The organism is Persicitalea jodogahamensis, assembly GCF_014651615.1.
GTDB classification, from domain to species: Bacteria; Bacteroidota; Bacteroidia; order Cytophagales; family Spirosomataceae; genus Persicitalea; species Persicitalea jodogahamensis.
In genome coordinates, this window is the sequence record NZ_BMXF01000002.1 from 94,927 (window position 1) to 107,772 (window position 12,846).

Annotated in this window: 9 protein-coding genes; 7 read left to right on the top strand and 2 right to left on the bottom strand. The window is 54.8% G+C overall.

The window, feature by feature from the left end; translation table 11 throughout:
• The first annotated feature begins 21 nt into the window (after positions 1 to 21).
• From IE117_RS10505 to porU2, 5 genes are all read left to right on the top strand, one after another.
• Positions 22 to 897, top strand: coding sequence for a YitT family protein (locus IE117_RS10505; protein ID WP_189564385.1), 876 nt, complete (start codon positions 22 to 24; stop codon positions 895 to 897).
• A 33-nt stretch (positions 898 to 930) separates the two neighbouring features.
• Positions 931 to 1,533: a TlpA family protein disulfide reductase gene (locus tag IE117_RS10510; RefSeq protein ID WP_229580710.1), complete on the top strand. Its 603-nt coding sequence runs from the start codon at positions 931 to 933 to the stop codon at positions 1,531 to 1,533.
• Between the two features lie 43 nt (positions 1,534 to 1,576).
• Positions 1,577 to 2,047, top strand: coding sequence for an META domain-containing protein (locus IE117_RS10515; RefSeq protein WP_229580712.1), 471 nt, complete (start codon positions 1,577 to 1,579; stop codon positions 2,045 to 2,047).
• Positions 2,048 to 2,061: 14 nt separating this feature from the next.
• Entirely contained in the window at positions 2,062 to 3,252 is a 1,191-nt protein-coding gene (locus tag IE117_RS10520) for a sialidase family protein (RefSeq protein WP_189564387.1), read from the top strand.
• A 61-nt stretch (positions 3,253 to 3,313) separates the two neighbouring features.
• On the top strand, positions 3,314 to 7,228 hold the full coding sequence (gene porU2 / locus IE117_RS10525) for a putative type IX secretion system sortase PorU2 (protein ID WP_189564388.1): 3,915 nt from the start codon (positions 3,314 to 3,316) through the stop codon (positions 7,226 to 7,228).
• An 11-nt stretch (positions 7,229 to 7,239) separates the two neighbouring features.
• On the opposite strand, the gene IE117_RS10530 is transcribed toward porU2, so the two are convergent.
• On the bottom strand, positions 7,240 to 7,998 hold the full coding sequence (locus IE117_RS10530) for a type III pantothenate kinase (RefSeq protein ID WP_189564389.1): 759 nt from the start codon (positions 7,996 to 7,998) through the stop codon (positions 7,240 to 7,242).
• Between the two features lie 182 nt (positions 7,999 to 8,180).
• Here IE117_RS10530 and lacZ point away from each other — a divergent pair, with 182 nt between their 5' ends.
• Entirely contained in the window at positions 8,181 to 11,519 is a 3,339-nt protein-coding gene (lacZ, locus tag IE117_RS10535) for a beta-galactosidase, LacZ type (RefSeq protein WP_189564390.1), read from the top strand.
• Positions 11,520 to 11,529: 10 nt separating this feature from the next.
• On the opposite strand, the gene IE117_RS10540 is transcribed toward lacZ, so the two are convergent.
• On the bottom strand, positions 11,530 to 11,883 hold the full coding sequence (locus IE117_RS10540) for a hypothetical protein (protein ID WP_189564391.1): 354 nt from the start codon (positions 11,881 to 11,883) through the stop codon (positions 11,530 to 11,532).
• Between the two features lie 247 nt (positions 11,884 to 12,130).
• On the opposite strand from IE117_RS10540, the gene IE117_RS10545 reads away from it, so the two are divergent.
• A complete protein-coding gene (locus tag IE117_RS10545; RefSeq protein WP_189564392.1) occupies positions 12,131 to 12,838 on the top strand; it encodes an ATP-binding cassette domain-containing protein in 708 nt (235 codons plus the stop codon).
• Positions 12,839 to 12,846: the final 8 nt, after the last annotated feature.

Sequence of the window (12,846 nt, forward strand, 5' to 3'; positions counted from 1 at the left end):
CAAATCCCTTCTATCAAAGAAATGACAAAACAAAAGAAATCCAGAATCGGGTTTGTCCTGAAAGATACCTTTCTCATTTTGCTAGGCATAGGAAGCACAGGCATGGGCCTTAAAGGCTTCCTGATGTCCAGCAACTTCATCGACGGTGGAGCAACGGGCATCTCGATGCTGCTGAGCGAGATTTTCGGCCTCTCGCTGGCGGTGCTGATCCCGCTCATTAACCTGCCGTTCATCGTGATGGCTTACCGGTTTATTGGCCGCACCTTCGCCATACGCAGTGTACTGGCCATTGCGGGTCTGGCTTTGTGCCTACTGGTAGTACCTTATCCGGATGTGACACCTGACTCGCTGCTTACGGCGGTGTTCGGCGGGTTTTTCATTGGGGCGGGCATTGGGCTAGCCATGCGTGGCGGCGCTGTACTGGACGGCACGGAGGCACTGGCCTTGTTGATCAGCCGGAAGTCGCGTTTCCTGAAAGTTGGTGATGTGATCCTGATACTCAACGTGTTCATTTTTTCAGCGGCGGTTTTCTTCCTCAGTGTTGAGTCAGCGTTGTACTCGATGCTTACTTACTTTGCCGCCTTCAAGACTATCGACTTCATCGTGAACGGTATCGAGCAATACACCGCCGTAATGATCGTCTCTGAACGTTTCAATGAAGTTCGGCAAAGTATTCAGGATAAGGGCTGGGGCGTCACTAGTCTGAACAGCCACCAGGGCTTTGGAAAGCGTGGTGAGCAGGAAAAAACCGTTGACGTGCTGTATGTGATCGTGACCCGTCTGGAATTGAGCCGGTTGATGGATGCTATTTTCGACATCGACGATCAGGCTTTCGTAAGCCAGTCAGCACTGGAAAACGTGGATAACGGGAAGGTCAAGAGTATGACGGTACATTGATACACCCACCTTACTTATGAAGCACTGGACGGCATGAGCAAACAGAAACGGACCTGGCTGGAGTACACGCTATGGGCAGCGCTGGCTGGTTTCCTTTTTTTTACGGATGCGGGCAAATCGACACTGGTGAGCTTGCAACAGCTGATACTCAAGACAGGTCTGAAAAATGCTCCGACTGAGTCAGAAGAAGCTGTCTCCAATAATTCAGTCGCGGATGGCTACCCTCATCAATTTTCGGTTCGCACCCTAGACGGGAAATCAGTTGAATTGAGCGAGTTGCGGGGGAAGGTAGTTTTCCTGAACCAATGGGCCACCTGGTGTCCTCCCTGCCGGGCTGAGATGCCTGCCATTCAGAAACTTTATGAATCGGTGGATCAAAGTAAGATTGCCTTCGTAATGCTGTCCTTGGACGATTCCGACCAGAAAGCCCGGGATTTCGTGCAGGAAAAGGCCTTTACCTTTCCGGTGTACCTGCCCGCCGGACCGCTGCCCGCCGCCTTTGCTTCTGAGGCGATCCCGACAACCATCATCCTCGATCCAAACGGCCAGATCAGGCAGCGAATCGAGGGGATTGCCAACTACGATACGGATGGGTTTCGCCAATATCTGCTGAATCTTTCCGGTTCGGGCACCTGACGGAAAAGTACCAGTCTCATCTTCCAAAAAAACGGTTATGTCAATGAAATCATCACTTATTGCTTTGGTTTTCGTTGCCCTTTCAGTAACAGGCTGCAGCGACAACCACCCCCGGAAAGTAAAAGGCGATGCATTAGAGACTTTGAATAAGACTGATCAGAATCCCATCACTGAAAAGTACTGGAAGTTGGTCACGCTGGCCGGCCGTGAGGTGATAATGTCAAAGAATCAGGAACGGGAAAGCTATTTCATCTTGAAAACCGACCAAAACCGAGTGACGGGTTTTGCGGGTTGCAATACGTTCAATGGCACCTACACCTTGGAAAAAGGCAGCCGTATTCGCTTTTCACCTCTGGCCACTACACGGAAAGCCTGCTCCGATGTAGATATCAGCGAGCCAGAATTTCTCCGAGTCTTCGGGCTGACTGACAACTACACCATCAAGGGCGATACCCTGACCCTGAACGTAGGCCGCCGAGCGCCGCTGGCCGTTTTTGAGGCTGTGTATTTTTAACAAAAAACCAGAATATGACAACTCTTTTCCTGAACCTCTGTCTTCTTGCCGGTTTTACCGCCCCGCTTTTCCAAAATTTATTTCAGGGGCTGTCCGATAAGGAAAATGTTGTTGAAACGGTTGTTTTTGAAAATGGACAAAACGGCTACCAGTGCTACCGCATTCCGGCCATCGTGAAAGCGCCTAATGGCGACCTGCTGGCCTTCGCCGAAGCCCGGCGCAACGATTGCGGGGATTTCGGCGACGTGGACCTTGTCCTGAAAATAAGCCCTGATAACGGCAGGACCTGGGGCGAGCTTCAACTAGTCGTCGATTACGGCAGCAATCAGGCCGGAAACCCCGCTCCGGTCTTTGACCTGACCGACCCTGCGTTTCCGAACGGCCGTTTGTTTTTGTTCTACAACACGGGTACGGCTTCCGAAAGTGACAACCGAAAAGGCAAGGCGGTGCGCGAGGTGTGGTACCGCACCAGTGTAGATAACGGACTGTCGTGGAGCGAGGCTATGAATATTACGAGCCAGACCTCACGCCCCAATGCTCCGGCGACGAATCCGGCCTATACGTTCAGCGAAGACTGGCGCTCTTATGCCAATACGCCCGGCCACGCATTGCAAATACAGAAAGGCACGTATAAGGGAAGGGTTTTTGTCGCGGCCAACCACTCCGCCGGGCCAGCCCAGGACAAGTTTCGCGATTACCGTGCCCACGCTTTTTACTCCGACGACCACGGTAAGACCTTTAAAATCAGCCCGGATGTAGACTATGCCGGAAGCAACGAGGCTACCGCCGCCGAGACTTCCGATGGTAGTTTGCTGCTCAACTGCCGCAACCAGTCGGGCGATGCCAAGTACCGGATTCAGGCATTCAGCCGCGACGCGGGCGCGAGCTGGAAAGAGGTTAAGATAATGGAGCAGCTGCCTGACCCGGTCTGTCAGGGGAGTCTGATCAGCTACAAGCCGAAGAGGGGAAAGCCTGTTCTGCTATTTTCCAACCTCGACAGTCAGGATAAACGTGAGAATCTCACCATCCGCCAAAGTACCGACGATGGCCAAACCTGGTCAGCGGGTAAAGTGGTTTACAGCGGCCCGGCGGCCTATTCCGATCTGGTGGTTCAAAAGAACGGCGACATCGGCGTACTTTACGAAAAGGACGGCTATAAACACATTGTGTACGCTCAATTGGCGTATGATTGGCTGAAAGAATAGCGGAGGAGTAGGTGAGAAGCTCATTCTTAGGCCATTTATCCTTAAATTTGAAAAAAAGGAAATGATGCGGTACTTCTGGATGAGCCTGTTTTTTCTGGCGAGTTTGAGCGTAAAAGCGCAGACTTCTTACGGTAATGAGTGGCTCAACCCTTCGCAACAATATTTCCGCATAGGCACGACGCATGACGGCTGGTACCGTCTTGATGCCCGAGACTTGCAAAAGCAGGGCATTGATTTATCCCAAATCCCGGCCAAATCGCTGCAACTTTTCCGGCGCGGGCAGGAAGTGGCCATTCAGGTGGAAGGCGAGGCTGACGGGACGCTGGACTCGCTGGATTACGTGGAGTTCTACGGCCAGCGCAACGACGGCTGGCTCGATACGCTGCTCTACGCGTCGCCCGAATTTCTGCCGCATCCGCATTACAGCCTGTATTCCGATACCGCCACGTATTTTCTTACCTGGCGTACCGACGGCAGGGCGGGCCGACGAATCGTACAGGCCCCTGTTGCTTCTACCTCTTCCACGACGAACTACCACCAGGAAACCGTTCTGCAGGTCATGGCCAACCAGTACGCCGCCGGGGCCATCTATCCGCCGGGCGCGGGGCCCGACGATGGCTACCTCCAAACCTTTGGCGACACGGGTGAGGGCTGGACCGGCTGGTTGCAACGTACCGACCAGTGGGCAGGCGGGCTGGGATTACAGACGGAGGAACCGTTGGTAGAATCGTTTGGCACGGCTACGGTAGAGATGCTTTTCGTGGGCCGCTATGTCGGAGAGCATCGCGTGGAAGTCTGGATTGGCGATCATTTGAAGCAAAGCCGCAAACTGGGCGAAGTAGAGTGGGAGGGTTACGAAACCAAAATGTTCAAAGCCAGTCTGCTGCCTGAAGATCTCGATAGCCTCGGCAAAGTCAGCATCACCTTTGTGCCAAGAGGAAAGGACGATCGCGTTTCGGTTTCGTATATCAAGTGGACGTATCCGCAGCGGGTACTTTTGGCCAACGCCACCGACCAGAAAATGCTTTTCCCTGCCGGAGGAGGTGCGATCCAGGTGGATTCGGTCGAAAATGCGAGGTTTTTCGACCTGTCGGTTTCTGGCTCTCCACGCCAACTTTTCGCACAAAGCCATGCCGGAAACGCGACGGTAGCTCCACAAGGTAGTTCCACTATTTTGGTAGTCAGGAACCCGTTGCCCGTTACCAATCTCCATCCGGTAAAATTCAGAAACATCGACTCCGTCGCCACCGACTACCTTATCATTACACATCCGCTGGTGCGCAAGGCCGTGGCGGGCAGTACCGACCCCGTGGCCGACTATGCCGCCTACCGGGCTTCGGCGGCAGGAGGTAGTTTCAGGCCGCTGGTCATCAACGCCGCCGAGGTATTTGATCAGTTCAACTACGGTGAGCCCGGCCCCGTGGGCATGCGGCGGCTGATGCGCTGGCTGCACGACCGCGCAAAGCTGAAATACGTGCTGTTGCTCGGGCAGTCGCGCTCACCGCAGGCTGTCCGGAAGAATCCGGCTGCCCGCTCGCAAGACATGGTACCCAGCGCGGGTTGGCCAGATTCCGATCTGGCCCTGGGCGTGGGACTCGACCCCGCCGACCCTTTTACACCGCTGGTACCGATTGGCCGCGTGAACGCTTACACTTCCCAGAATGTGTGGGATTATCTACAAAAAGTAAAGCAACACGAAGCTGCGCCAGCCGCCGCGCCCTGGCGCAAGAACGTGCTGCACCTCAGCGGTGGACGCTCGGACCAGGAGTTGATTCTTTTCCGATACTTCACGGATTCCTACGCCGCCAAAATTGAGGGTACTTTCGTAGCCCCTGATGTACAGACTATATCCAAGAAAACCGACGAGTACATCGAGCGTTTCCCCATTGCGCCCATCGTCAACGAAGGTGTGGCCCTGATGACGCTCTACGGTCATTCGAGCCTGAACGTGACGGACATTGAAATCGGTGAAGTGTCCAAAAGTGCCTTCGGTTATCGCAACAAAGGCCGCTATCCGGCGGTGATCGTCAATGGCTGCGCCCTGGGAAATTTCTACTTCGCCGGACCACCCACCAGCACCGACTGGGTGCTTACACCCGACCGCGGCGCGGTGCTGTTCGTGGCCCATACGCACCTGGGTTTTACGGCGGCACTTCATAACTACACCTCCTCGTTTTACGAAGTACTGGCCGATCCCTCTTTCACCAGTCGCCCTTTTGGTGATATTATGCGTGAGGGAATCCGTCGTACCATGAGCCTGAACCCTACGCTCAGCGACCGCGTGACGGCAACCCAAATGGGCTTGCAGGGCGATCCGGCCATCAAAATTTTTCCCGCCACCCGGCCCGACTACGCGTGGCAGACCACTTCGATCAAAGTGACGAACGGGCGGGGAGAAAAAATATCGGCCTGGGATGATTCCCTGCGCGTGACCGCGCGCGTGGCCAACTACGGACGATTCCTGCCGGGTAGTTACTCACTCACCATTTCCCGAAAAAAAGACGCTCGCCTCCTGGTCGAGTACACGCTCACCCGGCCAGCCATACCTTTGCAAGATTCACTGAGTTTCAGTTTCCCCAACGTCAGCCGACAGGGCGGGGAAGAAACCTGGGAGTTTCGGCTGGATGCTGAGGACGCGATTGCAGAAGAAGACGAAACCAACAACCTGTTTTCCACCCAAATCCAAATCGCCGAGGGCGGCGCGATTCCGCTGCTGCCCGCCGATCAGTCCGTTTTTGTGGGACCCAAGATTGAATTGGTGGCCCAGCTTCCGGCAGGGCGTAAAACGGCGACGGTGATTTTCGAGTGGAGCAGCAGCGCGGACTTTGGTAGTTCTATTCAGCGCGATACCATCCGCAGCGAGACTATTTTGGCAAGAAAAACCCTCACGCTGACCAGTCCGAAGGCCGTTTACTGGCGGGTGCGCCTCGCGGGCGATTCGGTGGCTTCGGTTTCCCGCACTTTCCGCTACGACCCCAGCGGGCCTGCCAACCTTTCACCGCTTCCCGAAGGCGTGGCGGAGGTGAAAAGTACCTACCCGGCTCAACTGGACGAGGGCGCTACTTTCCAGGCAAACGTGTCGTTCAGTAACATTACCAATGTTCCCTTCCAGGATTCGATTACCGTTTTGGTGCGGGAATTTTATGAGAATAAGGTTTTGGAAATGCAATACAAGATTGCTCCACTGGCCGCGCAGGGTAGTTATGTCTTCAATTTTACCCAAAGTACCCAGGCTAAACCAGGCTTCAATCGAGCGTTGATTTATTTCAATGCCAACCGACTACCCGAAGAACTATACACCAATAACGTGGCCGAGGTACTTTACACCGTCCGGCCCGACCGCACCCCGCCGCTGCTGGATGTAACGGTAGATTCCCGCCGCCTGACCGATGGTGAAGCCGTTTCTCCGCAACCCAAAATCCAGGTTCGGCTGTTGGATTCCAACCCTTATTTGCTCCGAGCCGACACCACGGACTTGCAGGTAAGCCTTTGGAAGACCTGCGACAAATGCCCGGAAACGCTGATTCCGGTGGATAAAGCCACCTGGTCGCCGACGCCCATGGCCGATTTTCGCGCTGATTTTACTTTTCCTAAACTTGCACCGGGTACTTACCGACTCCGCGTGGAAGGCCGCGACCTTGTCGGCAATGCCGCCGCGCCTTACGAAATTGGCCTCCGCGTAGCCGAAGCCAATCGCGTCGTGTCGGCCACGGCTTCGCCCAATCCGGCGGATTTTTGGGTGAAGTTCGGGCTGGAACTGGAAGGAAAGAACGCGCCGGGCAGTTGGCGCATTCGGGTTTTTGATTTGAACGGAAAGGCTATTGCAACCTTACAGTATCGGCCCTATCTGGGCCGAAACGAGGTACTTTGGCTTCCAGCGGGTGTGGCGTCGGGCGTGTACCTCTATAAAATGGAGTTGGAAGGCGAAGGTTGGTCGCCAATAGCGGGAGAAGGCAGGGTTTTGCTGGTGCGATAACGATCGTAAACTTATACCGAGCCAATCAACCGCAGCCCGTCCAGCGTCAGCCCCCGGTCTATCTCCACAAACTCCCCTTCCAGCGTGTCGATGATCGACGACAGGCCTCCCGTCGCGACGGCGATGCAGTCGCCGCCCAGCTCTGCTTTTATGCGACGGAGCATGGATTTGACCAGCCCTTCGTAACCCAGCAGAATGCCCGCCTGAATAGCGTGGACGGTATTTTTGCCGATGGCAGATTCGGGTAGTTGCAGGGGTACTTCGGGAAGTTGGGCGGTGTTGGCGAAGAGCGCTTTTACGGCAGTTTTCAGGCCCGGCAGAATGGCCACGCCCAGGATTTGACCCGTGGCTGAAATGGTAGTGAACGTAAGCGCGGTGCCAAAATCCACGACTACGCAATTCTGTGGATAGCGGGCGTGGGCGGCCACAGCGTTAGCGATCAGGTCGGCTCCGATCTCGTGCGGATGGTCGATGGCGATTTCCAGACCCGGGTAAATGTCCGGCCCGACGACTGTGGGTTCCAGGCCAAAAAGGGAGGTGAGCATAGCGCGTAAAGTACCCGTCAGGTCGGGTACCACGCTGCCCAGTACGACTTTTTCCACCGTATCGAGTGGGATCCCCGCTTCCAGAAAATGCAGCCTCAGCCACGACTCGTAGTTTGCCGCTGATTCCTGCGGCAGCGAGCGCGTGCGCCACACGTGCCGTTTGTTTTGTTTTTCAAAAAGGCCAAATACGGTATCGGTGTTTCCGGCATCGACAGCGAGGAGCATGGTTGAGAGGATTCGTTGATGGGGGCAAATTAGAGGTTTTAAGCCAAAAAATTGGCTTTGGAAGGTGTTTTTGCACCAACTCTTTTTCAAAAAAATGCCTTACTTTGCATGATATCCTCATCCCCACACCACAACCCGAATGCCAGACCTATATTGTACCTCCCCTGTTTCCGAATTGAACTATGCGTTTCGCCCCGAGAGAATTGATTTGTGCCGTTGGTTTTTTATTCCTTTCAAATAGCATACTACGGGCACAGACCACGCTCCCTGACTGGGAAGACCCCGAAGTAATCAGCAAAAATACCGAGCGTCCCCGCGCCAGCTTCACACCCTATGCCACCGAAGAGCAGGCCCTGGCCAACGCGGGCAACTCGCCTTTCATCAAATCGCTAAACGGTACCTGGAAATTCAAATGGGTGTCGCACCCATCCAAAGTACCCGCCGATTTTTTCCAGCCCGCCACTTCTACCGCCGCCTGGGACGACCTGCCCGTGCCGTCCAATTGGCAGGTAGTTGGGGCCAAGGAAAATCGGCCCTACGACCGTCCGGTTTTCACCAACATCAAGCACCCCTTCGAGGCCACGCCGCCGCGGATCACCGCTGATACCAACGCCACGGGCCTGTACCGAACCACGTTCAACGTTCCGGCGGATTGGGCGCAGCGTTCTCTGTTTTTGCACTTCGGTGGAGTGCAGTCGGCCTGTTACGTCTGGCTCAATGGCGAGTCGCTGGGCTATCATGAGGACGGCATGACCCCTTTCGAGTTCGACATCTCGGCCAAAATCCAGGATGGGCCGAACACGCTGGCCGTGCAGGTCATCAACTGGTCGGATGGCAGCTACCTCGAAGACCAGGATTACTGGAGACTTTCCGGCATTTTCCGGGATGTGTACCTGCTGTCGGCACCACCCGTTCACGTCAGCGATTTCGTGGTGCAGACCGACCTCGACGACGACTACCGCAACGCCAACCTGAAAGTGAGCGTCTACGCCAAAAATCACTCGAAAGAGTCTCAGTACGGCTACCTGCTCGTCACGACGCTCTACGACGCGAATGGTCAAAAAGCCATTCCCACCAAAGCCCAGACCATCGGTACACTGGACCCCGGTGGAGAACTACCCGTCCGGCTGGAGTTTCCCGTGACTTCGCCTCAGAAATGGAGCGCCGAGACACCTTACCTTTATCAACTAACGATGCAGATCGTGGGCCCTGACGGCCAGGTAATGGAAGCTGTGAGTCAGCCCGTGGGCTTTCGGGAGGTCAAGGTCAAGGGGGGGCAGCTGTTGGTCAACGGTAAGCCGATCACGATCAAGGGTGTCAACCGCCATGAATTCGACCCCGAAACGGGGCGAGTCATCAGCCGCGAGAGCATGATCCGCGACATTACGCTGATGAAGCAACACAACATCAACGCCGTCCGCACCTCGCATTACCCCAATGTGGAGGAATGGTACGATCTCTGCGATCGATACGGTCTTTACGTGGTAGATGAGGCTAATATCGAAAGCCACGAGCTTTGGTCGAAAAACATCATTTTAGCTGACAAGCCCGAGTGGAAAACGGCCTTCCTGGCGCGGGGCAAAGCCATGATCGAGCGCGACAAGAACCATCCTTCGATTATCATCTGGTCGCTGGGCAATGAGGCCGGTAACGGCGCAAATTTTGTCGCAATGGCCGATTACATCCGGCTGGCCGACCCCACCCGGCCTATTCACTATGAAGGTCGCGCCAACTACACGCCGACCTCCCTGAGCAGTTTCGACATTATTTCGGTGATGTATCCTTCGGTGCAGGATATGATCGAGTTGGTTAAAAAAGATCCCGAACGCCCCCTGATTGTGTGTGAGTACGCCCACGGCATGGGCAATAGTGTCGGGAATCTGCAGGAATATTGGGACGTGATCGAAAAGTACCCCACCATGCAGGGCGGCTTCATCTGGGATTGGGTGGACCAGGGACTTCACGCCAAAACCTCCCAGGGACGCGACTACTGGAACCATATCAACTACATAGATGGCGCCAACGCGGGCGACGGACTGGTGAACCCGGACCGCACGCCTCAGCCGGAAATCAACGAGGTCAAGCACGTGTACCAGTACGTGAAATTTGAAGTGCCCGATTCTATACTGCCTGGCCAAAAGCAAATCAAGCTCCGCAATGGCTACGATTTTCAGGCGCTGAGTCCTTTCAAGTTGGTGTGGACATTGCAGGAAAACGGCAAACCGATTCAGGACGGTGTAGTGGAGAGCCTGACGGCCGCTGCCGGGCAGGTGCAGGAAGTTACCATAGCTTACCAGATTCCCGCGGATCCATCACCGGGGGCAGAATATTTCCTGAACCTCAGCGTGCAGTTGAAAGAAAAGACGCTCTGGGCAGCAATGGGGCACGAGGTGGCCGGACGGCAGGTACGTATTATGGTGCCGACGGGGCAGCTGACCGAAGTCAGCTACGCCGGTAACACGCCGCTGCGGCTCACGCTGACGCGTGGCAAGGGCATTACGTTGTCGGGCCAGCAATTCGCCGTTAGTTTCGACAAGAAATCCGCCCGCATGAGCTCTTTTATGTATAAGGGCAAAGAACTGATGAAAAGCGGTATGTACGCCAATTTCATGCGTGTGCCGACTGACAACGATGAAGGCGGAGGCGACAAAAGTTACGCCGCCCGCTGGCGCGCCGCCGGGCTTGATTCTCTGCAATTGATGGGGTCAGACCTGCGGGTTGAAAAAGTGAATGCGCACGTTTATAAGGTAAGCCTGATTAAAAGCCTGCAAGGCAAAGCGGGCGGCTTGCTGGTAAGTTCGCTCTATACCGTGTACGCCACGGGCGATGTGCATCTGCAGACAACCTTTGCCCCCAACGGCACCTGGCCGCCATTTGCCAGGATTGGCCTGCAGTTTGAGATGCCGCTCAGCCATGACAAAGTGCAATGGTACGGACGTGGCCCCTACGAGACGTATGCCGACCGCAAGAGTAGCGCCAAGGTTGGGTTGTACGCCGGGACCGTGGATGAGCAGCACTTTCCCTACATCATGGCGCAGGAAAATGGCAACAAGACCGATGTCCGCTGGATGGCCGTGACCAATGCCACCGGCCTGGGACTGCTGGCCATCAGCGATTCCGTGTTCAACGTCAGCGTCCATAACTATACCGACAAGGCTTTGCTGGCCGCCAAAAAGCCCGGTATTCCGCTTGCGAAAGACAGCGCGACGGTGGTGAACCTGGATTTGGTGCAGATGGGACTTGGCGGTGACGATAGCTGGTCGCCGCGCGTTCACGAGGCATACCAATTACCTGTAAAGGAGTACCGCTACGCATTCCGGTTGCGTCCCATCGATACGGCCGATGACATTCCGGCGCTGGTGCACTCATCCCTGCCCATTTTTGCCAAAACCATGAGTCCGGGTATGGGAACCGAAGCTACGTCGGAAGAAGGTGAAGAGGAGGCCGCCGTCCGGCCTCCCGTGAAGAAAGCGCCGACCCGCTACTACCCTAAAAAGAAGACTTACACGAAGCGGAAATAACCGTTTGTTATCACTGCGTCTTGTAATTGCCGGGATTTGTCAGCGGGTTGAGGCGCGTTGGCGTTGGGTTGGAATTTTTGAAAAAAGACCAAACTGAACGTCTCTTGTATTTGGGCGTGCTGAGTCGTGCGCTTTCTCTTGGCGCATTGATTGAACGTGGCACAATACCTACGCGCGAAGAAAACCGCCGCTTTGTTTGGACCTGCTGCATACTTTCGGCTTTTTTGGCTTTATGGGTATGCTTGTAATTATGAACCGATACGCCGGGATCGACCTGTACTTTGGCTTCGTTCTGGGAAACGGCTTCAAACCCACCCAGCAAAACCGTGCAAAGCGTTACGAAAAAAGAGCGGATAATATTCATGACAATTGTATTTTTATTTTAATAAATTTAACTATAAGGGATAGTTGGGTAAATATAACTATCGAACCTTGTAGTTAAAAATAGCCATGATATATCACAAAAGCCTGACCCTATTGAAGAATTTTAGGAAAGGCGAATAATAAATACGAGCCGATTCGCAGACAAAAATTTTGTTTGGCAATCCTGAAAACCGAAAGAATATTCTTCAATTGAAAATAATTTACTTTTTTGAAATAAAACTCCACCCATGTCGATCCTAGTTTCGCAACTTACCAAGCAGTACGGCTCCCAGAAAGCTATTGACTCGCTGAGCTTTTCGCTGCATCCGGGCGAAATCGTGGGCTTCCTTGGCCCCAACGGTGCCGGAAAATCCACGACCATGAAGCTACTGACGGGCTATCTGACCCCCACCGAGGGCCGGGCAGTGGTGAACGGACATGACCTGGCGACCGATGCGATGGCCGCCCGACGGGCCATTGGCTACCTTCCCGAACACAATCCGCTCTATCTGGATATGTACGTACGGGAGTTCCTGCTTTTTGTGGGAAAGCTGTACGGCATGAAAGGAAAATCACCGACTGCGCGGGTGGCCGAAATGGTACAACTCTGCGGCCTGACGGTGGAGCAGCACAAGAAAATCGGTCAGCTCTCCAAGGGGTACCGCCAGCGCGTGGGCCTGGCGCAGGCCCTGTTGCACGATCCCGCCGTGCTGATTCTCGACGAGCCCACCACCGGCCTCGACCCTAACCAACTCACCGAAATTCGCTCGCTGATCCGAACCGCCGGAGCCGACAAGACGGTACTTTTCTCCACCCATATCATGCAGGAGGTCGAAGCGCTCTGCGACCGGGTGATTATCATAAACAAAGGGAAAATTGTGGCCGACAGCCCGCTGGCTACGCTGCGGCAGCGGGGAGAGAGTCTGGAAGAAATTTTTCGGGTACTGACGGCTTAGCCTGGGGT

Excerpts from the sequence above, each read along its gene's own strand:
- IE117_RS10530 (WP_189564389.1), bottom strand. The coding sequence starts at position 7,998 with ATGCTCCTCGCTGTCGATGCCGGAAACACCGATACCGTATTTGGCCTT.
- IE117_RS10510 (WP_229580710.1), top strand. The coding sequence starts at position 931 with ATGAGCAAACAGAAACGGACCTGGCTGGAGTACACGCTATGGGCAGCG.
- IE117_RS10505 (WP_189564385.1), top strand. The coding sequence starts at position 22 with ATGACAAAACAAAAGAAATCCAGAATCGGGTTTGTCCTGAAAGATACC.
- IE117_RS10515 (WP_229580712.1), top strand. The coding sequence starts at position 1,577 with ATGAAATCATCACTTATTGCTTTGGTTTTCGTTGCCCTTTCAGTAACA.
- lacZ (WP_189564390.1), top strand. The coding sequence starts at position 8,181 with ATGCGTTTCGCCCCGAGAGAATTGATTTGTGCCGTTGGTTTTTTATTC.
- IE117_RS10545 (WP_189564392.1), top strand. The coding sequence starts at position 12,131 with ATGTCGATCCTAGTTTCGCAACTTACCAAGCAGTACGGCTCCCAGAAA.
- porU2 (WP_189564388.1), top strand. The coding sequence starts at position 3,314 with ATGATGCGGTACTTCTGGATGAGCCTGTTTTTTCTGGCGAGTTTGAGC.
- IE117_RS10520 (WP_189564387.1), top strand. The coding sequence starts at position 2,062 with ATGACAACTCTTTTCCTGAACCTCTGTCTTCTTGCCGGTTTTACCGCC.
- IE117_RS10540 (WP_189564391.1), bottom strand. The coding sequence starts at position 11,883 with ATGAATATTATCCGCTCTTTTTTCGTAACGCTTTGCACGGTTTTGCTG.